This window comes from Hymenobacter sp. HD11105 (assembly GCF_054051685.1).
The window spans coordinates 396,217-420,509 of record NZ_JBSWBR010000001.1; the positions used below are offsets into that span (position 1 = coordinate 396,217).

Annotated in this window: 19 protein-coding genes; 9 read left to right on the forward strand and 10 right to left on the reverse strand. The window is 54.5% G+C overall.

Features of this window, described 5'->3' with window-relative positions:
- Positions 1 to 112: 112 nt before the first annotated feature.
- The gene (locus ACW9KT_RS01820) at positions 113 to 1,417 is read right to left on the reverse strand and encodes a DUF349 domain-containing protein (RefSeq protein ID WP_457077673.1); all 1,305 of its coding nucleotides are present in this window, start codon (positions 1,415 to 1,417) and stop codon (positions 113 to 115) included.
- Between the two features lie 390 nt (positions 1,418 to 1,807).
- On the opposite strand from ACW9KT_RS01820, the gene ettA reads away from it, so the two are divergent.
- A complete protein-coding gene (gene ettA / locus ACW9KT_RS01825; RefSeq protein ID WP_457077675.1) occupies positions 1,808 to 3,469 on the forward strand; it encodes an energy-dependent translational throttle protein EttA in 1,662 nt (553 codons plus the stop codon).
- Positions 3,470 to 3,673: 204 nt separating this feature from the next.
- On the opposite strand, the gene ACW9KT_RS01830 is transcribed toward ettA, so the two are convergent.
- The 3 genes from ACW9KT_RS01830 to ACW9KT_RS01840 form a co-directional block, all read right to left on the reverse strand.
- Positions 3,674 to 4,156: a hypothetical protein gene (locus ACW9KT_RS01830; RefSeq protein WP_457077676.1), complete on the reverse strand. Its 483-nt coding sequence runs from the start codon at positions 4,154 to 4,156 to the stop codon at positions 3,674 to 3,676.
- Positions 4,157 to 4,167: 11 nt separating this feature from the next.
- On the reverse strand, positions 4,168 to 5,274 hold the full coding sequence (locus ACW9KT_RS01835; protein WP_457077677.1) for a hypothetical protein: 1,107 nt from the start codon (positions 5,272 to 5,274) through the stop codon (positions 4,168 to 4,170).
- A 294-nt stretch (positions 5,275 to 5,568) separates the two neighbouring features.
- Complete coding sequence (locus ACW9KT_RS01840; RefSeq protein WP_457077679.1) at positions 5,569 to 6,195, reverse strand: response regulator transcription factor; 627 nt, start codon at positions 6,193 to 6,195, stop codon at positions 5,569 to 5,571.
- Positions 6,196 to 6,597: 402 nt separating this feature from the next.
- Here ACW9KT_RS01840 and ACW9KT_RS01845 point away from each other — a divergent pair, with 402 nt between their 5' ends.
- Both ACW9KT_RS01845 and ACW9KT_RS01850 read left to right on the forward strand, forming a co-directional pair.
- A complete protein-coding gene (locus tag ACW9KT_RS01845) occupies positions 6,598 to 7,722 on the forward strand; it encodes an ATP-binding protein (RefSeq protein ID WP_457077681.1) in 1,125 nt (374 codons plus the stop codon).
- A 133-nt stretch (positions 7,723 to 7,855) separates the two neighbouring features.
- On the forward strand, positions 7,856 to 8,359 hold the full coding sequence (locus ACW9KT_RS01850; RefSeq protein ID WP_457077682.1) for a phosphoheptose isomerase: 504 nt from the start codon (positions 7,856 to 7,858) through the stop codon (positions 8,357 to 8,359).
- 152 nt (positions 8,360 to 8,511) lie between these two features.
- Here the strand turns inward: ACW9KT_RS01850 and ACW9KT_RS01855 are convergent, their stop codons facing one another.
- Both ACW9KT_RS01855 and ACW9KT_RS01860 read right to left on the reverse strand, forming a co-directional pair.
- Positions 8,512 to 8,955 (reverse strand): DUF2141 domain-containing protein, encoded by a 444-nt coding sequence (locus tag ACW9KT_RS01855; protein ID WP_457077683.1) that lies wholly within the window; start codon positions 8,953 to 8,955, stop codon positions 8,512 to 8,514.
- Between the two features lie 117 nt (positions 8,956 to 9,072).
- On the reverse strand, positions 9,073 to 10,281 hold the full coding sequence (locus tag ACW9KT_RS01860) for an acetate/propionate family kinase (protein WP_457077684.1): 1,209 nt from the start codon (positions 10,279 to 10,281) through the stop codon (positions 9,073 to 9,075).
- Between the two features lie 220 nt (positions 10,282 to 10,501).
- Between ACW9KT_RS01860 and ACW9KT_RS01865 the strand changes: the two genes are divergently transcribed.
- A complete protein-coding gene (locus ACW9KT_RS01865) occupies positions 10,502 to 10,774 on the forward strand; it encodes a DUF4242 domain-containing protein (RefSeq protein ID WP_457077685.1) in 273 nt (90 codons plus the stop codon).
- 176 nt (positions 10,775 to 10,950) lie between these two features.
- On the opposite strand, the gene pta is transcribed toward ACW9KT_RS01865, so the two are convergent.
- Positions 10,951 to 13,041 carry a phosphate acetyltransferase gene (gene pta, locus ACW9KT_RS01870; protein WP_457077687.1) on the reverse strand — a complete coding sequence of 697 codons (2,091 nt, stop codon included), beginning with the start codon at positions 13,039 to 13,041 and terminating at the stop codon, positions 10,951 to 10,953.
- Positions 13,042 to 13,352: 311 nt separating this feature from the next.
- Between pta and ACW9KT_RS01875 the strand changes: the two genes are divergently transcribed.
- The 4 genes from ACW9KT_RS01875 (at position 13,353) to ACW9KT_RS01890 (ending at position 19,522) form a co-directional block, all read left to right on the forward strand.
- The gene (locus ACW9KT_RS01875; RefSeq protein WP_457077688.1) at positions 13,353 to 14,363 is read left to right on the forward strand and encodes a glycoside hydrolase family 43 protein; all 1,011 of its coding nucleotides are present in this window, start codon (positions 13,353 to 13,355) and stop codon (positions 14,361 to 14,363) included.
- A 436-nt stretch (positions 14,364 to 14,799) separates the two neighbouring features.
- Positions 14,800 to 16,605: a serine hydrolase domain-containing protein gene (locus ACW9KT_RS01880; RefSeq protein WP_457077689.1), complete on the forward strand. Its 1,806-nt coding sequence runs from the start codon at positions 14,800 to 14,802 to the stop codon at positions 16,603 to 16,605.
- Between the two features lie 291 nt (positions 16,606 to 16,896).
- On the forward strand, positions 16,897 to 18,471 hold the full coding sequence (treF, locus tag ACW9KT_RS01885) for an alpha,alpha-trehalase TreF (RefSeq protein ID WP_457077691.1): 1,575 nt from the start codon (positions 16,897 to 16,899) through the stop codon (positions 18,469 to 18,471).
- 100 nt (positions 18,472 to 18,571) lie between these two features.
- Entirely contained in the window at positions 18,572 to 19,522 is a 951-nt protein-coding gene (locus ACW9KT_RS01890) for a bestrophin family protein (RefSeq protein WP_457077692.1), read from the forward strand.
- A gap of 28 nt (positions 19,523 to 19,550) precedes the next feature.
- On the opposite strand, the gene ACW9KT_RS01895 is transcribed toward ACW9KT_RS01890, so the two are convergent.
- Entirely contained in the window at positions 19,551 to 20,579 is a 1,029-nt protein-coding gene (locus ACW9KT_RS01895) for an SMP-30/gluconolactonase/LRE family protein (protein ID WP_457077694.1), read from the reverse strand.
- Between the two features lie 225 nt (positions 20,580 to 20,804).
- Here ACW9KT_RS01895 and ACW9KT_RS01900 point away from each other — a divergent pair, with 225 nt between their 5' ends.
- A complete protein-coding gene (locus tag ACW9KT_RS01900) occupies positions 20,805 to 21,491 on the forward strand; it encodes an SOS response-associated peptidase (RefSeq protein WP_457077695.1) in 687 nt (228 codons plus the stop codon).
- A 617-nt stretch (positions 21,492 to 22,108) separates the two neighbouring features.
- Here ACW9KT_RS01900 and ACW9KT_RS01905 read toward each other — a convergent pair.
- Complete coding sequence (locus ACW9KT_RS01905; RefSeq protein ID WP_457077696.1) at positions 22,109 to 22,453, reverse strand: hypothetical protein; 345 nt, start codon at positions 22,451 to 22,453, stop codon at positions 22,109 to 22,111.
- 191 nt (positions 22,454 to 22,644) lie between these two features.
- Positions 22,645 to 24,231: a DUF1501 domain-containing protein gene (locus tag ACW9KT_RS01910; RefSeq protein ID WP_457077697.1), complete on the reverse strand. Its 1,587-nt coding sequence runs from the start codon at positions 24,229 to 24,231 to the stop codon at positions 22,645 to 22,647.
- Positions 24,232 to 24,293 lie beyond the last annotated feature (62 nt).

Sequence of the window (24,293 nt, forward strand, 5' to 3'; positions counted from 1 at the left end):
AAAGAAGTTGTAAATAGCCAGTGAGCAAAAACCCGGCCGGCCGAAAACGCCTGCCAAAGCGGCGCAACAGCGTTTGCTTCCCGACAACGTAAAAACCCGGCTAAGGTTCAGGCTAAGCAGGTAAGCGCTGACGTAACAACTCGATAAGGTCGGTTTTTGTGCGGATTTTTCTTTCAAATCCCCTGATTTTTCCCTCCAGCATATTGCGGAACGTTTCGTTGCCCGGCGAGTCGCTGAGCTTACCTAGGTTTTCCTGAAGCACTTCCTGCTCCTGTTTGTCATACTTGATGAAGTCGCGCAGAGCTTGTACGCGGGCATTGATGCGGTCTTCGGCCGAGCCCGACTCCTGTCCGTTGGGCTGACGCTTGCGGATAAAGTGTTCCAGGGCGCTCATCTCAAATACTTTGTCGCAGGCCATGATAAACTGCTCCCATACCCGGTCAGATTCCTCGCCGCGTACGGGTCCTACCTTTTTCCAGGCCGCCTGTAGCTCCTTGGCCCGTGCTACCGCCGCCGACATGGGCTGACTGAGCAAGGCCTCGGCTTCAGCCACCAGCGCACGCTTGCGGCTTAGGTTGTCGTCCATGTAGCCGTCCTTGGCGTCTACACGCTTGGTGCTGATGTGCTCCTTGAGTCGGTCGAAGAAGTGGTTGTGGGCGGCCCTAAAGCGCGTCCATAGCTCATTGGCTTGCTTGCGCGGCAATGAGCCGCCTACTTCTTTCCATTCCTGCTGCAGCTGCTTAAGCTGGCGAGTGGTTTCCTCAAAGTCGTCGGAGTTTTGTAGAGATTCCGACTTGCGGATCAGGTCACGGTACTTGTCAACCACGCGGTTCGACATGGCCTTTTTGTCGGCCAGAAACTCTTTTTTACGAACAAAAAACTGGTCTACTGCTTCACGGAAGCGGTTTTCCAATTCTTCGGTGAGGTGTTTCTCTACGGGGCCAGTTTTGATCCAAGCTTGGCGCAGCTCCTGTAGCTTCTCGCCGGCTGTCTGCCAGTCAATGCTGTCGCGGAGGGCCTCGGCTTCCTGAATCAGGCTGATCTTGGTGTTTAAGTTTTTCTCCCGGTTGCGGGCTACTGTTACTTTGATGCCTTCCTCGGCTTCGGTGAGGCGGTGGTGCAGAGTCTCAAAATCGCCCAACGCATCGTAAGAAGCCATTTGCTCCTTCAGATGCAGGGCTTTCATTAGGAAAGAGCCTTTGTTTTCGGATTCCTCAATCTTGGTTAATAAATCTTCCACTTTAGCTCGAAAGCTCTCAAAACGCTGAGCAAAATACTGAAGTGAAGCGTCCTCGGATTCTTTAACCTGCCCAACTTGACGGGCCGGCAGGTCCATAAACGAGCGTAGCCACACTTGGTCGCCCTCGACGTAGCCGTAGCGCCGGGCTTCGGCTAGCAGGTGATCTTGTGGTTCCATATTAATAGATAATAATAACGCGAAAGCGGCTAGGTGGTGGGGTCGGAAGAGTAAAGAAACGGCATTAATTGACTACAAGTTTACGGGATGGCGAGCACTTTCACTGTCTGGGAAACCCTGGAGTTAAACAGCGGAATCTTAGGGTAGGCTGCCTACCTTTGGCGGGTCCACCGTGTTAGCCAGGGTTATCTGAACCGAACGTAAGCCAACGCCGCAAGGTTAGAACTTATGTAGTCAGATAACTGGGTTAAAACCAATGCAAAGCATTTTGCGCTCCTTCGGATCGATGCAAAAAGCTCCCTGGCTTGGGTAATGTGCTGTCGCACTTCAAGTACCCAAGTTCATTGGGTTGTTGTTTAAAAATTCTTAAATAAGTCTCCACAAATTCCCATGAGCGAAACGATTATCTTCTCAATGGCTGGCGTGAGCAAAGTGTATCCGCCCCAGAAACAAGTTCTCAAAAACATCTACCTCTCGTTTTTCTACGGGGCCAAAATCGGCGTGCTCGGTCTGAACGGTTCGGGTAAGTCGTCGCTGCTGAAAGTAATTGCTGGCGTTGATAAGCAGATTCAGGGCGAAGTGGTGTGGTCGCCGGGCTACTCGGTGGGCTACCTGGAGCAGGAGCCCCAGCTTGACCCGACCAAAACGGTGATGGAAGTAGTGCAGGAAGGCGCCGCCGAAACGGTGGCCTTGCTCAAGGAGTTCGACGAAATCAATGAAGCTTTCGGAGCCGAAGATGCCGACTTTGATAAGCTACTGGAGCGCCAAGGAGTAGTGCAGGAGCGCCTCGACCAGCTCGACGCCTGGAACCTGGACAGCAAACTAGAGCGCGCCATGGACGCCTTGCGCACTCCCGACGGCGACGCCATTATCGGCAACCTCTCGGGCGGTGAAAAACGTCGCGTGGCCCTCTGCCGCCTTCTGCTACAAGAGCCCGACGTGCTCCTACTCGACGAGCCCACCAACCACCTCGACGCCGAGAGCGTGCTGTGGCTAGAGCAGCACTTACAGCAGTACAAAGGCACCGTGATTGCCGTAACCCACGACCGCTACTTCCTCGACAACGTGGCCGGCTGGATTCTGGAGCTGGACCGCGGTGAAGGCATTCCGTGGAAGGGCAACTATTCGTCCTGGCTGGAGCAGAAGTCTAATCGCCTGGCTCAGGAAGAGAAAACTGAGAGCAAGCGTCAGAAAACCTTGCAGCGAGAGCTGGAATGGGTGCGCATGTCGCCTAAAGCCCGCCAGGCCAAGAGCAAGGCTCGCGTGGCCGGCTACGACAAGCTGGTCAGCGCCGACATTAAAGAAAAAGAGCAGAAGCTGGAGCTATTCATTCCCGATGGCCCCCGCCTGGGCGGACAGGTAATTGAAGCCCACAATCTGCGCAAAGCCTTCGGCGACAAGCTTTTATTTGAAGATCTAAGCTTCTCTCTTCCTCAAGGCGGCATTGTAGGAATCATCGGCCCGAACGGTGCCGGTAAGTCCACGTTGTTCCGTCTCATCACCAGTCAGTTGGAGCCCGACGCGGGTACTTTTGAGGTAGGCCCGACAGTACAGACGGCCTATGTCGATCAGCAGCACGAAACCTTGGAACCCAATAAGTCGGTGTTCGAGACGATTTCGGGCGGCACCGAAACTATGCTGCTGGCGGGTCGGCCGGTGAATGCTCGTGCCTACGTGAGCAACTTCAACTTCCGCGGCGGCGACCAGGAAAAGAAAGTCGGTAGCCTCTCCGGCGGGGAGCGCAACCGTGTTCACTTGGCCACTACACTGAAGCAGGGGGCAAATTTGCTCCTGCTCGACGAGCCCACCAACGACCTGGACGTAAATGCCATCCGGGCCCTGGAAGACGCACTGGAAAACTTTGCCGGTTGTGCCGTTATCATCAGCCACGACCGCTGGTTCCTCGACCGCTTGGCTACTCACATTCTGGCCTTCGAGGGTAACTCGGAAGTGGTCTGGTTTGAGGGTAACTTCTCGGATTATGAGGAAGCCAAGAAGAAGCGGCTGGGGGATGTGGAGCCCAAGCGTGTGCGGTACAAGAAGCTGGGGTAACTCAGCACTATTAAAAAAGCCAACAAGCCACTGGATGTCTTCCAGTGGCTTGTTGGCTTTTGAATTATGAAAGGGTAATTATATAAAAAAGTTCCTCAGAGCCGTGCAGCGGCGCCTGGGGGGCTTTTTTAGTACGGTCAAACAACTTATTGTGACGTCCTAACGCCGCTCTGTTTCGGGTGTCAGGACAACGGATACGGTGCCCTATTCTTCCTCCAAGCTATTAAGGTCAGCCACTATCTTATTCAGCTTTTTGGTCAGCTTACTGTCGCTTTTGCCTAGGTCGTCGTTCACGGCTTTTAATCCTTCCAGCGCCGTCTTGGTCTGGTCGAGGGCTTTTTTTACGTTATCAAGCCGCAAGTCCTTGGCGCTGCTACGGGCTTGGGCAGTCACGCCTTGTATCAGCTCAATCTGCTTTTGCAAATCGGCTTGGCGCTGCCCGATTCTGAGTAAAGCGTCTTCAATAACGGCAATGTTCATGTCGATGATGGCCGCCGTAGCGATATCATCCAGAGGGCCCGCGTCCACCGGCGACTTTTTAATATAAAGCTTCAATAGCTCGTTTACTTGCTGCCGGGTGCGCAGGTCGCCGCTTCGGATGGCTTCTTCGGCCGCTGCCAGCAACTGCCGGAGCGCGTCGGCCCAGTCCGATAACAAGTGCAGGTTGTTCCAGTCAATAATGGGCATAGTGGTAGGAATTACGTTTTGCTAAGGTCTTTCATCTTATCGATGAAGGCCGTCAGGTCCTCGGCAGCCTTCATAACCTCCTGAAAAGAAACGGAGCGGCTTTCACGCAGAACAGCCGTTTTCAGGGCGGCATGAGACCGCGCCCAAGTTTGGGTTAGGGTAGCGCTTTTGGCAAACACAGTACGATGCTGGCTGGCGCTGGTGGCTAGGGCCGCCAGTTGCTCCTGCACCTGATCGTAGCGCGGCTGCAACCGGTTGAGGTCGGCGGCCCGTTGCAGCCAGAAGGCTTCCCGGCCTTTGAGGAGTGCCAGCGTCTGGCGGAGTCGGTCGGGAGCCACAGAAGCCGTCACGGGAATGCCAATATCCATCTTCCTGATAGAGTTCAGTAATTCTCCCAGCCGCTGTTGTTGGGTCGGGCTGGCAGGTTGGTAAGCCACATTTTCAAAGCGTACGATGTAGCTTACTATCGCATCGGCCAGCGCCCGCCGCTGCCGCAGATCGTCATAGGACTGGAGAACCAACTGGTTCTGATTCTCAATAAGAACCTGCTGAATATCGGCGGCAGCGCTATCAAGTCGGGCCAACTCCGCGAAGCTGGTTTTTAGAATAGCCGCGGTCTGCTGAATAGCCGCATCGGCCGGCTGCACCGCTCGCTTCAAGGTGCCCAGAGTACGAATGGTCTGCACATGGCCTTTAACGGCGTCGGCCGCTGCAGCCGCGCCCCGCACAGCCAAGCTAACGCTGGGGCCGAGCGCCGAACTGACCACCGTCAGCGCATCGGCCACCTGCTTCATGGTTTCCTGCCCTTTAGCGTTGGCGTCGGCTACCTCCACTAGCGTAGCGGCGTAGGCATCCAAAGCGGCTAATAGGGTCTGGATAGCCCCTGCGCGCTGTCGCAGCTCCGAATGCTGAGCTTGCAGCTGGGCCTGTTGCTCGGGGGCCATTTCCTGTTTAGCTGCCAGCGCCAGTTGAGTAGTGGCTTGGTCGAGCCCAAGCGTCAGGGCAGCGGTCATCTGGGTAGTTGCTTGGGCAAACGGGTTAACGTCGGGTACTTTGCAACCTTCAAGGGGCAAGAGCAGCAATAGTACTAGCGGGAGAAACAGCCGAATACTTCTCATAGGAAAAGAAATTAGCTGAAAAGCTGCTGGCACCTGTGTATTTGCGCTTTCTCTTCAGCAAGCGAGCAATTAGTTTGTTGATAGATTCCGTTGCCAGAGAGGTGATGCTAATAATAAGACTTCAGCTTTACATTCTGGTTTTATCAGCCGGTGCGGGCTTCACGCCTACATTGCGAATATTGACGAAGCGACACAATGTATCGAACCAGAATGGGGCGCCGAGCATGAGGGCAAACGCGGTGAGCAGCCAGCCCCACACTATGAGGCTTCAGTGTCAGCCGGCGGCACTGAACCTTACGCCACGGCTACCCAGCCCTCGCGCATAGCCTGCACTACTAGTCCCACCAGTGTTTTGGCTCCAGCCTTTTGCAGCAGGGCCCGCCGGTGGCTTTCCACGGTGCGCACGCTCAGAAACAGGCGGTCGGCAATTTCCTGGTTGCAGCAGTCGGCTATGACCAGGCGCAGAACGTCCAGCTCGCGGCGGCTGAAGGGCGTGGGGGGCAAAACGCGGCGGCTGGACGGGGTAGGGTACGGGGTGCTTGCATCTGCTTGGCTAAGTAAGTTGCCAACGCAGGTAACTACCTCGGTAGGCGCGGCGTTGCGTGCAAGTAATGAGTAACCAGTTTGCGCTAAGCAGTGACGCACGGCAGCCGATTGGCGCGGCCCGGTCAGGACAAGCAGTTGCTGGCAGCTGCGGGCGCGTAACCGCAGCAACAACGGCAAGATGTTGGAATCGGCGGAGGTAGCGTCGGCAATAACGAGCGCAAAGCGTTGCTGCGCCAACAGTGGCAGCAACTGCTCAGGATCGGGAAGGACACGAATGGTCAGTGCTGGCCAGGTTTCGTGTAGCACAGCAATCAGGCCCAGGCGATGCAGCGTGGGCGGAGCGGCAACTAGTACCGTCCCGGAGGATGTGGCCATAGGAGTTGCTAAGTCAATTCATGAGTAACAATGAAGTGGTGTAGCAAAAGGTGGATAAGGCAGAGCGTGGATAACGGAGCTAGATGATAAGTAGAATATTAGCTATTTAATCACCCAAAGTCAATAATTTTTATTGGAAAAGGTAAAGTTCATATTAGAGTGATTAAACCATATTGTTGGGTTTATTAGGCCTGAATCAGAGCATTCCACTCTACTTAGTAGCCTACCAAACATTAGCATTAGCTATACCTGGGTGTTCAGACTGCGAAGTCAGTTACTTTTGTCATTGCGTTTCGCAAGCCTTATATTCCCTAGATCTTCCTTCACTGCTTTCCGTCGGGAAATATTTCCTAGATGGCTGTTATATACCCTAGCTGACAGCAATTGTCTGCCGCACCCATTATGCTTGACCCTATTTCGTTTTTTCAGGACTTAGTGGAAGATCTTCACCAAGTTTTTTTTGTGTATGATCCTGCTATTAAGGAAGTAGTGTACGTGAATGCGGCGTACGAACGCCTCTTGGGCGGCCACCGCGAACAGGTAAACCAGGAGCTGTCGGAGCTGCTGGCTCGCCTTCACCCCGACGACCGCCCGTACCTGGCGAACTGCTGGCGACGCTGGCAGCGCGGCCGGCTGGAAGAAAAAGAGGTAGAGTTTCGTCTCCTGAAAGCCGACGGTCCTGAGCAATGGCTTTGCCTATCGCCTCACTATCACCAGAATAACGGCGAGCAGGGGCTGCTGGGGGGCTTTTTGGCTGATGTAACCAACCGTAAGGAGTATGTTGCCAACGCCGACAAGTTCAACGCCAAGAAAAACGCTACGCTCGAAATCCTATCGCATGACCTGGCCGGGCCATTTGTGATGTTGCAGCAGATGGCCGAGTACGTGGGTGAGCAGATTGAAAATCTACATAATGAGCGGCTCAATGAGATGATCCGCATTATGCAAACTACTTGTCAGCAGAGCGTTGATCTGATCCGCGACTTTGTGGATCAGGAGTTCATGGACTCCGCCAACGTGGAGATGAAGATGGAGCGAGTAGACATTGTGGAGCGCTTGCGCCACATGATGGAAAGCTATGAGCGGTCGGAAGATATGGTGGCGAAGCACTTTACAGTAAATGCCCCCCAGACACCCATTTACATCAGCGTAGACGTTAATAAGATGATGCAGGTGTTCAACAACCTGCTATCCAACGCCGTCAAGTTTACCCCCGACGGCGGCCACATTACCCTGAGCGTATCCCAGGAGGCAGGCCGGGTGCGCTTCAGCGTTGCCGATGATGGCATCGGTATTCCAGAGGCGTTTCATGATGTCCTATTTGATCGTTTCACCAAAGCCCGCCGGCCGGGACTGCGGGGCGAGAAAACGACGGGCCTGGGCATGTCGATTATCAAAACCATTGTGGGGCTGCACCGGGGCCGGGTGTGGTTTGAAAGTGCCGAAGGGCAAGGAAGCACCTTCTACGTAGAGCTGCCGCTGGACCTAGACCCCGAGCAAAACGGGCAAGAAGGTTATCAAAGGTAAGAGCCGATACTGGTGGTAGTTGGCCTCAAATCTGATTAGGTTAACAAGCCTGAGTTTGAAATCCGACTCGGTTCTTATAATCTTACCTCACATTGGCCGCTTACGCTGGCTAGGCACTTCTCTATTTCACCACATGCAGACAGACACGCAAAAGCAGGCCCTATTCCAGCAAACTGAGCAGCAGCTTCAGCAGCAGGGCTTCACCATCGACAAGCAGGACCAGGAGCGCCCGTGGGGGGGCTTTTTTGTTATCAACGAGGATCAAGCTCAGCCATTCGCCGACGCTTACTTCGACGGATTGGCCGTGGAGGAGTTGCGCATATCTGGCAAGCTGAGTCCCAAAATCCTGATTGTGGCGCCCGGCAAGCGTTTGTCGTGGCAATACCACCACCGCCGCGCCGAGGTTTGGAAGGTGCTGCAGGGCCCGGTAGGCGTGGTCACCAGCCTCACCGACGAAGAAGGCGAACTGAAAACCTATGCCGTCGGTGAGTTAATTACGCTTAAGCAGGGCGAGCGTCACCGCTTGGTGGGCCTGCAGCAGTGGGGCGTATTAGCCGAAATCTGGCAGCATACCGACGCCACCCAACCCTCCGATGAGGACGACATCGTGCGCGTGCAGGACGACTTTGGCCGCTAGAAAAAGCCCCCTGTAGGCTGCTTCCTATGAGTTTTTTGTGGACTGTTGTGGGGTGCGCTGGGCCGAAAACGTCACGCTAGCAATTCATTATAAAAGCCAGGCCCCCGCTGTATGATACAGCGGGGGCCTGGCTTTTTATCGTAGCTGAGTCGTTACTTCTTCATAGAAATGGTAACCACTTTAGCGCCATTAACTTGAAACTTACACTCTTCGAAATAAGGGGCTCTTACCGTGGGCCGAATATTATTGGAAAAGGCGTAGGGCTCAGTAGGAATACCTAGGAAATTACGGTCTACGAGGTCGTTCTCGTTCAGGTCTTGGGTAAGCGCTACGGCCCACTCGCCGTTGGTTAGGTCGATGGGGAGGGTAATTTGCCGGCTGCCAGCGGGCTTCACATACTTGAGCATAGTGTAGTTGCCCCGCTTCAGGAAGTTCTCCTTTACATTATAGAAGTACAGCTTCAGCGTGGCCTTGGTGGAAGGCAGGTCGGTCACGACTACGCTTACCGACGAGGTGCCGACTGGCGCGTCAGGGCTAGCAGGCGTGGCAGGAGCAGCAATTCCAAAAGCAAGCAGAGCGACTTCGAAAAATAGCATATGGCTGGTAGTAAAATGTTGGAGGAACGCGAATTAGCGTTTCTGTACGAGCGAAAGATTTCCCGGCTTTGGGCAGACAGACCGGAAGGCTAATAAGTTTCCGACGTTGCCGATGGTTTACTCCCCGCCCTCTTCCAACAACGCAAAGCACTGACGGGCAATGGCCAGTTCTTCATTGGTCGGAACCACCAAAATCTTTACCCGCGCCGCCGCCTGATTGATTTCACGTAGCCCCTTCCCAGAAGCCTGATTACGGTCCTCGTCGAGGTGAAGACCGAAGAACTCCAGATTTTGGCAGACGCGAGCCCTAATGCGGGTGTCGTTTTCGCCCACGCCGGCCGTAAACACCACCGCATCGAGGCCATTGAGGGCGGCGGCGTAGGCCCCGATGTATTTTTGAATTCGGTAAGCGTACAGATCGTAGGCCAACTCAGCGGCCGCATCGCCGGCCAGAAGGGCTTTGGTAATGTCGCGCATGTCGCTGAAGCCGGTGAGGCCCAGCATACCACTTTCTTTGTTCAGCAGGGTTTGTACTTGGGTTAGCTCGTAGCCGCGCTCCTGTACGAGGTGAAAAATGATCGAAGGGTCCAAGTCGCCGGAACGCGTGCCCATTACCAGTCCGCTAAGTGGGCCGAAACCCATGCTGGTGTCCACGCATTTGCCCCCCAGCACAGCCGCCATGCTACAGCCATTGCCGAGGTGAATAGTGATGATTTTGGCTGCTGGGTTGCCCAGATACTCTGCCGCCTGAGTAGCTACGTACTGGTGGCTAGTGCCGTGAAACCCATAGGCCCGAATGCCTAGCTCGGTGTAAAAAGTGGCGGGCAACGCGTAGCGAAAGGCCTTGGGGGGCAAAGTTTGGTGAAAAGCCGTGTCGAATACTGCTACCTGCTGTGCTTGGGGAAATAGATTCTCCGCCACCTCAATACCTAGATAGTTGGCGGGGTTATGCAAGGGCGCCAGGGAAAATAGCCGCTTGATTTCAGCCTTTACTTCCGGCGTAATAAGCGTGGTAGCGGCAAAGGCCTCGCCCCCGTGCACCACACGGTGGCCCACAACCTCAATCTCCTGCGGGTCGCGGAGTACGCCTTGGTCTGGGTCGGTTAGCAAGCCGACAACTTCCCGCAGCCCGGCCTCATGGTTGGGCAGTGCTAGGCTGCGCTTCACTATTTGCTCTGGCCCAGCCGTGAATACTTTATGGGTGATGGTGGCATCGGCTAAGCCGATGCGCTCGACTAGGCCGCTACAAATAGGCTGCTCGGCGGGCCAGCGAAACAACTGATACTTGATGGAACTGCTACCGGAGTTGACGACGAATATGTTCATGAAATGCTCTTAGGTACTGGCTGTTATCCGAAAGGCGGCGCTGGTTTTTTACTTGAATTAATGTAAATTGAGATATAGCAATTGTATCAAAGCCACCTAAAGATTTTCGACTGTTTTTGACGACTTAAAAGCCTGATAATAGAGTTTTATAGCGGAGACCACTTAAAAACGGGGTCACGTTGAAAAGTCAGATGAGTAGGACAATTAAAAATTAAACGCCATGCCTAAGTATGTGATCGAGAGAGAAATTCCGGGAGCAGGCGACCTGACTGCCGAACAACTGAAAGGTATTTCACAAACCTCCTGTGGAGTGTTAAACAAAATGGGTCCTCAGATTCAATGGGTTCACAGCTATGTGACCTCTGACAAAATCTATTGCGTTTACAATGCGCCAGATGAGGCAACGATTCGTGAGCATGCGAAACAAGGTGGGTTTCCCGCGAATGCAGTAAATGAGGTTTCAACAATCATTGACCCGGTAACTGCTGAATAATTTATTCGATACAGTCAGGGCGCTTTGTTACGACAAACAGGGCTGTCTTATATCTTCATTTTAAACTCTCGGGACAGGACAGAAACCTGCCCACGGCATGGTATTGCCGAATGCAGAACTAACGTGATTTCGGGGCAGAGAAGTACTTAATAGTCTCTCTGCAAAACCCTAAACTGTTAACCCTGCGCCTGAATAGCGGTAATAATCACCGTATTTACCACGTCTTCCACGGTACATCCCCGGCTCAGATCATTTACCGGTTTATTGAGTCCTTGTAATACTGGCCCAATAGCCAAAGCCCCAGTTTCGCGCTGCACGGCTTTGTAGGTGTTGTTGCCGGTATTCAAATCAGGGAAGATGAGTACGCTGGCTTGGCCGGCTACCGTGGAGTCGGGGAGCTTCTGGCGGCCCACGATGGGGTCAACGGCAGCATCGTACTGAATTGGGCCTTCCACGTTGAGGTCGGGGCGGAGCTGGTGCACGAGCTGGGTGGCACGACGCACTTTTTCGACTTCCGCGCCTTCGCCCGAGGTGCCCGATGAGTAAGAAAGCATAGCAATGCGCGGCTCAATGCCGAAGCTCAGGCTGCTCTCGGCCGAGGAAATGGCAATTTCGGCTAGCTGCTCGGCGGTGGGGTTGGGGTTCACGGCGCAGTCGCCGAACACGGCCACACGGTCGGGCAGACACATGAAAAATACCGACGACACCACCGACACGCCCGGCTTGGTTTTGATAAACTGCAAGGCCGGCCGAATGGTATGCTGGGTGGTGTGCACTGCCCCCGATACCATGCCGTCGGCGTGACCCTGGTACACCATCATGGTGCCGAAGTACGAGACGTCCGTCATCATGTCGCGGGCCATGTCGAGGTTCACGTTTTTCGCTTTGCGCAGCTCATAAAGGGTTTCGGCGTACTCGGCGAAGCGGGGCGCGTGGGCAGGGTCGAGCAGCTGAATGCGGCCGAGGTCGAGGTTCAAGCCCAGGCGGTTGACGGCGGCCGCAATGGCTGTGGGGTCGCCCAGAATGGTAAGGTCAACCACGTCGAGCTGCTGGAGGCGGGCGGCGGCGCGCAGAATCCGGTCGTCGTTGCCCTCGGGCAGCACAATGTGGCGGCGCTGACTTTTGGCCCACTGCATGAGCTGATACTGAAACATGTGCGGCGTCATGCCCTCAGCCTGGAACGTGACCAGCTTTTCTTCCAAAGTAGCCACGTCCATGTATTGGTCGAAGGTGCGAATGGCCAACTCTATCTTCTTGGGATTGTCAGGCGAGATGCGCGACTGAATGGCGCCTATCTGCGTGGTCGTGAGGAAAGTGCCGGTTTGCACTGCCAGAATAGGAATCACCGTTTCCAGACCTTCCAGCAGGCGCACCACGTACTCATCGGGCTCGATGGCGCCGGTGAGCACTATGCCCGCCACCTTAGGAAAGTTGGCCGAAGCATTAGCCTGCAAAGCACCCAGAATGATATCGGCCCGGTCGCCGGGCGTCACGATGAGTACATTCTCCTTGATGCGGCGCAGGAAGTTAGGCACCTGCATAGCCCCAGTGATGAAGTTGTCAACTTGGTTGCTGAGCAGGTGCTCGCCGAGCAATAATTTGCCCCCCAGCTGCTCCTGAATTTCCTTCATGCTAGGGCTGCGTAGGCTTTGGTTTTCGGGAATGACGGCCAGGATAATACTGGCGGGCAATTGTGCCCCGAGGAGAGCGCGGGCGTTGTCGGCTTCACTGGGGGGTATTTTGTTCACGATAACGGCCAGTACGGGCACTTCGCGGGCCTCGAAGTTGCGCAGCACGGTCAGGGCTGCATTTACTACCTGATCGGTAGATTTACCTTCGCCCGAAATCACCAGAATAGCCGGCGCGCCTAGGTTTTTGGCTATGGAAATATTGGCGTCGAATTCGAAGGCGGTGCCCGCACCCAGAAAGTCGCTGCCCTCCACCACCGTGAAGTCGTACTGCTCTTCCAGGGCCTTGAACTTGTGGATAATCGTGTCAATAATCTCGCCTTGCGTATTGGCCTCCACCAAGCGCATTGAGGCCTGACGGGTATAAGCGTAACTGGCTTCGTAGGTTATAGGCAGGCCGAAATAGCTGATAATGGTCTCAATGTGGGAGTCTTTTTTCTCCGCCGGCTCGAAGTTGATGATGGGCTTGAAGTAGCCGACTTTCGGGGTTTTGCGCAGCAGCATATTCACTAAACCCAAGGACACCAAGGACTTGCCGCTATACGGTTCAGCTGAGGCGATAAAAACGGTTTTGGTCATAAGGCAGGAGCAGGAGTGGTCGTGGGTACTTCTGTACGGTTAGGAGAAGAAGAGAGGTAGAATAGAATTGTGGTTACGAGGTAAACGAGGAGACTAACTAGTTACAGGCCGTCATGCAGAGCGCAGCGAAGCATCTCGCGTGCTGATGTGAGGTTACTAACCATGGTAAACACGCGAGATACTTCGCTTTGCGCTGCATGACGGGCTCTACAAATAAACCAGCAACTCAAGACAATGGCTACAGTTGAACTTCCAGCGTATTTAAGCAAGTCTGACGCTTAGCAAGCCTCTTTTACCAAGCCCTTATCCTGATGCCGACCAAAACGCCCCCCAGCACTTACACCAATCCTATCCTTAACGAAGACTTTCCCGACCCTACCATTATTCGGGCCTCCGATGGCTTCTACTACGCCTACGGCACTCAAACCAAGTGGCGTAGTAAGCTCATTATCAATATTCAAGTGGCGCGCTCCACTAACCTGATTGACTGGGAACTGCTGGGCGACGCCCTACCGCAAAAGCCCACCTGGGCCAGCGCCAGCCAGAAGCTGTGGGCGCCCCACGTAAGTGAGCACGACGGCTGCTTTTACCTCTACTTCTCCGCCCTGCCCGATGGCGCGACCGATGGCCTGTGCCTGGCCGTAGCCGTCGCCGACGCGCCCGCCGGGCCGTTTGTGGATATCGGAGAGCCCTTGCTGTGCGGAGAAAGCTTCGTGAATATCGACCCGATGAGCTTCGACGACCCGGCCACCGGCAAACGCCTCTTGTACTGGGGCTCCGGCTTCGGACCGATAAAAGTGCGCGAGCTGGCCCCCGACCGTATCTCTTTTGCCCCCCAGAGCGTCGCCCTCGACGTGGTGCAGCCCGTACCGGATAAGGCGCCCACCAACTACCAGCGTCTGATAGAAGGAGCCTGGGTAATTCTGCGCGATGGCTGGTACTACTTGTTTTATTCTGGCAACAACTGCTGCGGCCCCGATGCGCACTATGGCGTACTGGTAGCCCGGTCGCGCAGTGCTACTGGCCCCTTCGAAACCTTGCCTCAGGCCACTGGTGACCCCAACAGCATGCTGCTGGAAGGCAACGACCACTGGCACGCGCCCGGCCACAACTCCGTGGTCACGGATGCTGCTGGGCAAGACTGGCTAGCCTACCACGCCATCGACCCCCGCCAGCCCACCTTCGACGCCATCGACGCCGAACAGGGCTACTCCCGCCGAATTATGCTCCTCGACCGCCTGGAATACCATGATGGCTGGCCGCGTTTGATGAGCGGTGGTCATCCGTCCTGGCAACCCCAGCCCGCGCCCATTACTCAGTAGCTCGATTGATTCTAAGATTTAGGACTGCAAAGAGCCCCTTAGCATCACTTTTTGACACCTAGCGACTAGCGTTGGTGGGTGTATACTATTCTTAAATCAGGTTCGATGCAGACGGCTAGCTCTTTTTTCCAATGGCTTTATAGAGGTGTGTAAACCGTGCTAAACTCAACACGAAATAAGCTACACTTCCAGCAGAACGTTGTAAGCTTGAGTATAACATAGAATAGTGTAATTTTATAATATACTACACAATCTTGTTAATTCTACATAGTGTCTGGGTATTAGATAAATAGAGGTTGTATGATCATCAAAAATTCATAAAAATCAATCAATTATTGATTCGTGAATCTTTGAATTGTGGAATAAAATTGGAATATCTATAGGTGCCCCTTTGCGGCATAAGCGAGCCTATTGATACCCTTTTTTACTCCCGTATTTGAAAAAGCTTTTTACGCTCCTTTTACTCCTTATGACATTGGGGGCTAGCGCCCAAACGGGAGTTACAGTACCTGAGCTTGCTCATTTTGATACCGCCATTCAACAGTTTCTACAGCGCTGGGGAGTGCTGGGCGCCTCCGTAGCCCTGGGCCGCGACGAAAAGCTGATTTATGCCCGCGCTTTCGGCTACGCCGACCAGGCTCGTACCACGCCCTTGCAGCCCCACCACCTGATGCGGGTGGCCAGCCTCTCGAAGCCCGTTACGTCTATGGCTATCATGAAGCTGGTGGAGGAGGGACGCCTAGACCTTGCGCATAAAGCTTTCGGGCCCGAAGGCTACCTGACAGCAGAATACTATAACAGCGTCATTATCGATAAGCGCATCTATGATATTACGGTGCAGCAACTGCTGGAGCACAGCGCTGGCTGGGACCGGGAGAAAAAGTGTGATGGCTTTGCCAACTGCGACCCTATCGATTTCCCAGAGCACGTGGCTAAGGTGATGAATGTGCCTAACCCAGTGGGCGACTCCACGCTGGTGCGCTTCATGCTGAGTAAAGGCCTGAACTTCAAGCCCGGCGCCCGCTATGCGTATTCCAATACGGGCTACCTGGTGCTAGGCAAAATAATAGAAGCCGTGACAAGGCAGCCTTACGAGGTATGGGTACGCGAGCACCTGCTGCTACCAGGTGGCGTGCGCGAGGCTCACTTGGGCCGCAACTTATTAGTTGACAAGCAAGAGCGCGAAGCGGAATACGATAGCCATTACAAGCAAACGTCCTGCTACGGTACCGGCGAAAAGGTGCCCGGCGCCTACGGCGGCTGCAACTTAGAAGCCATGAACGCCCACGGCGGCTGGATCTTCTCGGCCCGTGACCTAACGCGCCTGCTCATGGCCGTGGATGGCTCGACCACAAAGCCGGGGCTGTTGAGCAAAGCAACTATCGCCACCATGCTGGAGCCCTCCGCAAATCATCCTTGGTACGCGAAAGGCTGGCAGGTAAATGCCGTCGGCAACCGTTGGCACAGCGGCTGCCTCGATGGCACTGCCACATATTGGGTACGCACCGCCACCGGTCTGACGTGGGCCATTCTGCTAAACACGCGCCGCGACGAGCCAGCCTTTTGGGAAGACCTGGACCGCTTGGGCTGGGCCTGCGTGCGGGGCGCTACCACCTGGCCAACGCACAACCTGCTACTACCGGAGCAGAATGCGGCCCAACTCACGGGTACGCCCGTAAGCCTTAAAAGCACCCTGCTGAAGTGGGCTAATGGCACCGGCAACCGCCGTATGGTCATTATGAAAGCTGGCAGCCCTGTGGATGAGTTTCCGCTGGATGGCACGCAGTACACCCCCACGGCACGCTTTGGGCAGGGCTCGGAATTGGGCGGTGGCAACTACGTGGTAGCCGATGGCGAAGCGGATACGGTTTTGGTGAAAAACCTGGACCCCAACCACGCCTACTACGTGCGAGTGATTGAGTACTTCCGCAGTGAAATGACCAGCGACGCGCCCCTGTATGCGCTGGAAGAAAACCCAACCATGATTTTGAACGAGCAAATGGCTGAGCCCTACTTAGCCGCCGCTCGCCCGGTGCTGCAAGTCCCTACTTCAGCCTTTACCGCATTGGCTCTTCAGTTGTCGCCTACGGCTTACACCTACGAAGCTCCCATACTGCATAGTGGCCGCAGACCTGTCTCTACTGGTGCAGCGGGCTCTACTATGGGGCCGGCATCGAATAATCCCCTCCCTCGTTTGCGCGAGTCGGGTCGGGCGGTACTGCGCCGCATAACCAAAGGCTAAGCGAAATTTTGCCCCCCAGCACTGCCACCATGTTAGCGTAAGTAGGCAACGCACCCGAGGAAGTAGTGCTAGACCTACGTGTTGTTGAGGCCAGAATCAACAATTGCAAAAAGCCCCCTAAACCTATTTAGGGGGCTTTTTTTGGTTAAAGCGCTTAGGTGGATTCAGGGCTGACGTGGGAGGGAAGCCTTAGGAGCCATGCCGCCAAAAGGCAGCAACTACGAGCAAGGTCGGCGGGAATGTGACTGTACACGTACTTTCCCTGTACCCCGCACGCTAACCCTGAAACCTATGAAGAGACGGTTGCTTTTTCTGCTGCTACTGCCGCTGTTGATCAGTGCCCAGGCCCAACAGCTTTCCCCCCGGCAACTGTATCCGGGACTGTTTGAAGCGGTGCAGCTAGGCCGGGTGTATGAGGATAACAAAACCTTTGTTGATGCTCAGCCCAAAGAGCGCCCGGAGGTGATTATGCAGGCCTATGAACAGCAAAAAAATCAGCCTGGTTTTCAGCTTCAAACCTTCGTTGATACTTATTTTTTGCCCCCCACGGCCGCTACAACCCTCTACCAAAGCAACGTAGCGGCTGGCCTACGTGCCCACATCGATACGCTCTGGACGGTGCTGGCCCGCCCCGCTGATGTTGGGGGGCAATATTCGTCCCTGGTGCCGCTGCCTCACCCTTATATCGTGCCTGGGGGGCGTTTTCGGGAAGTGTACTACTGGGACTCCTACTTCACCATGCTGGGCTTGCAGGAAAGCGGCCGACTACCGCTTATCCGTCACATTCTGGACAATTTCGCTTACCTGATCGGGCAGTATGGGTTTGTGCCCAACGGAAACCGAACGTACTACCTTACCCGTACGCAGCCGCCGTTTTTCTCCTTGATGGTAAACCTGTTGGCCCAAAGCCAGGGCGATACGGTTCTCACGCGCTACCAAGCGCCGCTGCTGCGTGAGTACGCTTATTGGATGACCGGTGCCGACTCGGTGCCCGCGGGTCAGGCTTACCGCGCCGTAGTGAAGCTGCCCGGCGGCCAGGTGCTCAATCGCTACTGGGACGCCAGCGACCAGCCCCGCGAAGAATCCTATATGGAAGACGTAACGTCGGCCCGTGAAAGCAAGCAGGCGGCGCCCGTGTTTTACCGCAACGTGCGGGCCGCAGCCGCCTCGGGCTGGGATTTTAGCACCCGGTGGTTTGATGAGTCGGGCCAGCTAGCATCCATTCAAACCACCAACCTAGTACCCGTTGACCTGAACTGCTTGCTCTATAATCTGGAAATGACCTTGGCCCGATCATATCAGGTACAGGGCAATGCGGCACTGGCCCGCACGTATCAGCAGAAAGCGGAGCAGCGTAAAAAAGCTATTCTAACGTATTGCTGGGACAAAAAAACGGGCTGGTTCCTGGATTACAACTGGGTTGCGGGCCGCACTTCGCCGGTGCGTACCCTGGCCGGGGTTTTCCCCCTGAATTTTGAATTAGCCACGCCCAAGCAAGCACGCCAAGTGGCTGCCGGCCTGCGCCAGGATTTTCTGAAAGCGGGCGGCTTGCTTACCACGCTCAATACCAGCGGGCAGCAGTGGGACGCCCCCAACGCCTGGGCGCCCCTTCAATACATGGCTATTGAAGGTTTGGAGAAATACCGTCAACAGGAGCTAGCGCGCACCATTGCCAGCCGCTGGGTGAGCCTGAACAGCAATGTGTTTCGGCAGACTGGCAAGCTGCTGGAGAAGTACAATGTGGTGAATACCAGCTTAGAAGCCGGTGGCGGCGAATACCCGCTGCAAGATGGCTTCGGCTGGACGAATGGGGTGTTGCTGAAGCTTATGAACAGGTATAAACTCGGCGAACAGTCAACAAAATAAGGACCTGAACGCGGCCAGAATCGAATCCAACAGAGCTATCCGTAGCGCCTTATTTTGACGGGTGTGTAACCCATAGCGCTTTCTAACAGTCTATTTAGCTATGGTTGTTAAAGAGAAAGTATCGTGGATGCAGATGCTGCTGACGATAAGAGGCAGCAGTTTTGAGGATTCTTGGCCGCGGATTCTAGTCGCTACCTGCATTGCCACCGTCGTGACGGTGATTGAGATGAGTACCGGTCTCAACAAGACGTATACGCTTACGCCTATCCCGTTCACTATCATGGGGGTGGCTATCAGTATTTTCTTAGGTTTTCGGAATAATACGGCCTATACGCGTTTTTGGGAGGGCCGCATTTTGTGGGGTGCGCTGGTGAATAACGCCCGAACCTTTGCTCGCCAGGCCCTTACCCTCGTTACGCCCCAGCCCGGCAGCTTAGATGTAGAAATGGCGGAAGTAGAGCACCATCGGCGCGAGCTCGTGCACATGATGATTGCCTACACTCACGCCCTGCGCCACCTTTTGCGCAATACCGACCCAGTGCCTGATATAGCGCCCTACCTGTCAGCCAGCAGCTTAGCCCGGCTGGCGGGCCAGAGAAACGTGCCGATGAGCATTGTGCAGTTGATGGCCGAACGGATACAAAAATTATGGCAACAGCAATTGATTCACCCCCTGCATCTGCCTATTATCGAGCGCACCATGACCGAACTGCTGAATGTGCAGGGCGGCTGCGAGCGAATTAAGAACACGCCTTTCCCGATACCTTATGTGTATCTAAGTCACCGCATTGTGGCGTTTTTCTGCTTTCTGTTGCCCTTTGGTCTCATCGACACGGTGGGCGTGTTCACGCCCGTGGTGGTGTTTGTCGTCTCGCACGCCTTCTTCGGCCTCGATGTAATAGGAGAAGAGGTGGAGGAGCCTTTTGGGGTTGAAACGCACAACTTGCCTCTGCACTCTATTTCCCGCACCATTGAGATTAACTTACTACAGTTGCTCGGCGAGTCGGAGCTGCCGGCGCCTATTCAGCCAGTAGAAAACGTGCTTCTATAAAGCTTTGTCTGGTAGCCATTTGCATCTGTCACCAGCCTGCGCCTTTCGTCTTAGTGCGAATGCGACACAGATAGTTGCTAGCGGTGAGGTAAAGTGTGCTACCGTCGTCGCCCCAGGCTAGGTTAGCTACGGACACGGGCAGGCTGATGAGGCCTAGATGAGTGCCGTCGGGGGCCAGCACGTGTACGCCGCCGGGGCCCGTGGTGAATATATTGCCCTGCCGATCAACTTTAATACCGTCGGGCAAACCCTTTTGCTCTGCTAGAAGAGGGGTAGCGTCAAAGAAAACACGCCCAGTACCCAAGGTGCCGTTGCTACGCACAGGGTAAGCCATTACGATGGCGCGCTTAGGGTCCGATTGGGTGATGTAGAGGGTTTTCTCATCGGGCGAAAAAGCTAGGCCGTTTGGGCGGGTAAGGTCTTGCAGGAGCAGCGTAACCTGACCTGACTTGGCTACCCGATATACCCCGCTAAAAGCTAGCTCGCGCCGCTTGTCGTTTTCCTGTTCGGGCAGGCCATAGGGCGGATCGGTGAAGTAGATATCTCCATTGGATTTGATAACCAAGTCATTGGGGCTGTTCAAGCGCTTGCCTTCGTAGTTATCGGCCAGGGTACGCTTGCCACCGTCTTTGAGCAAGACGGATATTCGCCGGTCGCCGTGCTCGCAGGCTACTAACTGGCCCTGCTGGTCGAAGGTCAAGCCATTGCTGCCCGGCTCGTTGCCATAAGTGCCCAGCCCAGTGTAGCCGGCCGGCTTCAGGTATTCGCGCAGGGGCTCGCCCTCTTTCCACCGATAAATAACGTTTTGGGGAGCGTGGGAGAACAACAACGCTCCTTCGGCCTTGAACCATACGGGGCCCTCAACCCAGGTAAAGCCGGACGCCAGTACTTCCACGGTAGCATCAGCAGCTACCAGCGCATTGAGCCCTTCTTGGTCGCGAATGATACGGCCAAAGGTTGGATACGAGGCGTTCTTGCCTTGTCCTGTAGCTGGCAAGGCATGAGCCCAAGCCAGCGCAATAGTACCTAGAAAGTAAAAGAATAGGGGCTGATTCATAGACGAGAACGAAGAAGGAACACGCGAGTACAAGGCAGTACTATTGATTACGGCTGACCATGCGTCGTGTTCGGACTCCACTAAATGCCCCCGGCCTACCCGAACTGGCGGCTGGCTAAAAGTTGGCGGCTCACCTCAACTTCCATCTAAGCCGCGGCGTACTCAGCTACGTGTTACAAGCCGCAGTGCCGGCCTGCTTTCTCCCCATTTTACCTTACCCAACCTATGTGCGGCCGCTATACATTTATCTCGCCTGCTCCCGCCGTTGAGGAGCGCTTCGAAGCTCGGTTTACCGAAGAAATGCCCCCCAACTACAACGCTGCACCTTCGCAGCACTTGCCCATCATTACCAACGCGGCCCCCGGCCAAATTCAGTTGGTGCAGTGGGGCCTGGTGCCGGGTTGGGTGAAAGATATTCAATCGGCCCTCAAACCCATTAATGCCCGCGCCGAGACTCTAGCAGAGAAGCCGTCCTTTCGGCAGCTGCTGCAGCGCAAGCGCTGCCTGGTACTAGCGGATAGCTTTTATGAGTGGCAGCAGGTAGCCCCGCCGGCCGGGGCTAAAGGCAAAAAGGCCAAGGTGCCGCACCGTATTCTGCTGCGCAACGAGCAGCCTTTTGCTTTCGCGGGCCTCTGGGACGAGTGGGCTGACCGCCAGACTGGCGAAGTGCTGCCCACGTTCACCATCATCACCACCGAGCCAAACGACCTGATGGCCCGCCTGCACAACCGCATGCCCGTGATGCTGCCCAACCGCGAGGCCGAGCTAGCTTGGCTCGACGACGGCGTGTCGGCCGCCGACCACCAGGCGCTACTACGGCCTTATCCGGCAGAGCAAATGCAGGAATACACGGTTAGCACCCTGGTTAACTCTCCTGCACACAACGCGCCTGATGTATTAGAAGCCGCTTAAGCAGACTGTTCTCAATTGTCTTTAGTTTGATCTTAGCAGGTCTGAATCTAAGCGGACTTTATGACCACAGTTGCAGCGAAAAGGAATAAGGCAACTATAGAAAAGCCCCCCAGAAACTATTCTGGGGGGCTTGTTTTGGGGAGATAGGCAAAGCGCTTAGCGGCTAATAAATGGTATGGTTAAGCGGCCGATGATGGCGACACATTGGTTTTTTGCGCTTGTATTGGGCCTTGATAGGTTTGCGCTTGGCGTAAGGCCCAATGAAAGCGAAAGAAACCCTTGCGGATGTGGGCTTTACAGTAGCAGCCGCGCTGCTAACTGCATCACCCAAGGTCATGAATAGCATAGTGCCAAAAAGTAGTAGGTATTTATGTAGCATAACTTGATGAAAAAAGAGGTGTAGAGGTCAGCGACAGATATATTGAACATATAAAACATGAATGAATTATAAAAATTATTTGCTTATTTATATAAAAAGTTCCTATATAATCATATGCAAGACCCACACTCTAGCATAAAATTGGGAATTAGATTAAACGTAAAAAGCCCTCTACAGCAAGTAGAGGGCTTTTTCAAATGATAATAGCGCAGGGCGCCTTCGTTGTTATGCCTACAGTTTAAGCGTTGTGCTCGTGCTGTGACTGAGCACCTGCTTTTCCGGGCTTATTCTTTTTATTGTCTTCTATAGGCTCCGCAGACGTGTCATGGTCGTCGGCAGCTTCTACTACTTGGTTTACTACTACCACGGCCACTGCGGCAATAGCAGCGATACCCAGAATCAGTTGGGTAGTAGTAAAGCGCTGAGCAGTCTTTTTCAGCAAAGCACCTCCATGACGGAGCAAATCCTCCATCTTATCGTGGTCTCCCTGAAAAATAACATGGTAGGCGCTTTCCAGCGTCCGGGTGATGTCTTCAGGCAGAATCTTTTCTAGTTGAGCTTCTATTTGGGTTTGGTTGTCCATAGCGGAGGTTAGCGAAACGAGTGAAAAATCGGTACAGAATAGTGGCTGGGCCACTGGGAAGCATGTACGCAAAAAGTGGCTCGCAGTTATTAATGGTTTTCCATTAACCGCTAGTAATGGGCCGCAAACGAGGGTACAGCACCAAGAAAGGAAGTTTTGCTAATGAAGTATTAACTGATCAAGGCGCTAGGCTAATGCAATACCGCGATTAGTCTTGAGCTAGTGCGGCTGCCTTCCTGCACATGGCAGTAGTAAGAGCCCGTCGCTAGCTGCCCACCATCCAGACGTAGCTTTTGTGGCCCTTTGGGCAGTGGCCGGTTTACCAAGCGTAATACTTCCCGACCTACTGTATCGAATACCAGCACCTGTACGTGGCCACCGTTGGCCTCAAAGGCAACAGTGGAGTAGTCGCGTACCGGATTAGGATATATGCTGAAGCCAGCCACACTCATGTCGGCTGCCGGGGTAGTGCCGGTCACTACACCTGGGCGCAACACTGGTATGTAAGGAATGCCTGTGCTGGAAGGCAGCAGGACATTGAGCGTCGTCTGTGGCACGAAGAACCAATCTTTCAGAATACTGGCGTAAATACTGCGGAAATCAAACTGCATGGGCACATTATCGCTCACCCCAGCATCAGCGGGTAATAGCGGATTGGTGCCATGAATGATAGGATTGACGCTGGTTCCAAAAACGATAAGCGGAGCCGCCGCGCCGTGGTCAGTTCCCTTACTTGAGTTGGACTTGATGCGCCGCCCAAATTCAGAGAACGTCATGCCCACCACCCGGTCCTGTACCCGCAGGCGTTGCAAATCGTCTTGAAAAGCTTCCAGCGCCTGCGAAATTTTGCCCAGTAGCGTGGCATGCGTACCCGTGGAGGTGCTGCCCGTAGCAGAAACCTGGGAAGCATGCGTATCGAAGCCACCTAGATTACATACATATACCCGCGTTTGCAGGCCGCCAGCTATCAACTGCGCCACAATTTTGAGCTGATCGGCCAGCGTGTTCAGCCCGGCTGTGGGATATAAAGTCGACAGATTTTGGGCCTTACTTGCCGCTTGCTTGATGCTGGAAGTATATACCTGAGTCTGTTGTACCACCTGCCGGATAAAGGTCAACTCATGGCCAGCCGGAGTGTTGGGGGCTGTATCGACACCGCCGGTAAGCAGCTGATAAAAGGATGAGGTACTGGCAATGGCCATACCCATATTCACGGTCGGGCCCTGTACGCAGTTGCTTACTACTGAGCCGATGCTAATCGCCAAAGGATCAGGATTTTCAGCGCTGGGAAAGCCAGTCGGAAAGCCTGGGTACTCGCCATCGAGGTAGCGACCAGCCCAACCGGAGGTGATGGTCACGTTCGAGTCGGAGCCGGAGGTCCAGATATCGGTAGCACGGAAGTGGCTGAAGTTTGGGTTGGGGTACCCCACACTCTGTACTATACCTATCTGGCCATTAGTGTACATATTCCTGACGGCTGCCATGGCCGGATGAATACCAGTGGCCGTAGTCAGGCGCAACACTTCGTTCTCAGCAATGGCCACATCAGGCCGGGCCCTCATCAACGACGAGTATTGATCAAGGGGTATAATCATGTTTAGCCCATCATTACCGCCATTAAGCTGAATGAGCACGAGTACCCGGTCGGTTGGCGTAAGCCCACCGGTCAGTTCAACCAATTCAGGCGAGTACCCATACGCTCCGATTGGAAAGCCCCCCATCAGTGCCGGCAATACCGCCGCGGTGGCCGTAGTTTGAAGGAAGTCTCTGCGTTTCATGGGACTAACTGGTAAAATAGGGGCTTGGTGCTAGCCAAATGACTGAGCAGGTAGTAATTGTG

Coding starts and splice junctions, on each gene's coding strand:
- ACW9KT_RS01820 (WP_457077673.1), bottom strand. CDS start 1,417: ATGGAACCACAAGATCACCTGCTAGCCGAAGCCCGGCGCTACGGCTAC.
- ettA (WP_457077675.1), top strand. CDS start 1,808: ATGAGCGAAACGATTATCTTCTCAATGGCTGGCGTGAGCAAAGTGTAT.
- ACW9KT_RS01830 (WP_457077676.1), bottom strand. CDS start 4,156: ATGCCCATTATTGACTGGAACAACCTGCACTTGTTATCGGACTGGGCC.
- ACW9KT_RS01835 (WP_457077677.1), bottom strand. CDS start 5,274: ATGAGAAGTATTCGGCTGTTTCTCCCGCTAGTACTATTGCTGCTCTTG.
- ACW9KT_RS01840 (WP_457077679.1), bottom strand. CDS start 6,195: ATGGCCACATCCTCCGGGACGGTACTAGTTGCCGCTCCGCCCACGCTG.
- ACW9KT_RS01845 (WP_457077681.1), top strand. CDS start 6,598: ATGCTTGACCCTATTTCGTTTTTTCAGGACTTAGTGGAAGATCTTCAC.
- ACW9KT_RS01850 (WP_457077682.1), top strand. CDS start 7,856: ATGCAGACAGACACGCAAAAGCAGGCCCTATTCCAGCAAACTGAGCAG.
- ACW9KT_RS01855 (WP_457077683.1), bottom strand. CDS start 8,955: ATGCTATTTTTCGAAGTCGCTCTGCTTGCTTTTGGAATTGCTGCTCCT.
- ACW9KT_RS01860 (WP_457077684.1), bottom strand. CDS start 10,281: ATGAACATATTCGTCGTCAACTCCGGTAGCAGTTCCATCAAGTATCAG.
- ACW9KT_RS01865 (WP_457077685.1), top strand. CDS start 10,502: ATGCCTAAGTATGTGATCGAGAGAGAAATTCCGGGAGCAGGCGACCTG.
- pta (WP_457077687.1), bottom strand. CDS start 13,041: ATGACCAAAACCGTTTTTATCGCCTCAGCTGAACCGTATAGCGGCAAG.
- ACW9KT_RS01875 (WP_457077688.1), top strand. CDS start 13,353: ATGCCGACCAAAACGCCCCCCAGCACTTACACCAATCCTATCCTTAAC.
- treF (WP_457077691.1), top strand. CDS start 16,897: ATGAAGAGACGGTTGCTTTTTCTGCTGCTACTGCCGCTGTTGATCAGT.
- ACW9KT_RS01890 (WP_457077692.1), top strand. CDS start 18,572: ATGGTTGTTAAAGAGAAAGTATCGTGGATGCAGATGCTGCTGACGATA.
- ACW9KT_RS01895 (WP_457077694.1), bottom strand. CDS start 20,579: ATGAATCAGCCCCTATTCTTTTACTTTCTAGGTACTATTGCGCTGGCT.
- ACW9KT_RS01900 (WP_457077695.1), top strand. CDS start 20,805: ATGTGCGGCCGCTATACATTTATCTCGCCTGCTCCCGCCGTTGAGGAG.
- ACW9KT_RS01905 (WP_457077696.1), bottom strand. CDS start 22,453: ATGGACAACCAAACCCAAATAGAAGCTCAACTAGAAAAGATTCTGCCT.
- ACW9KT_RS01910 (WP_457077697.1), bottom strand. CDS start 24,231: ATGAAACGCAGAGACTTCCTTCAAACTACGGCCACCGCGGCGGTATTG.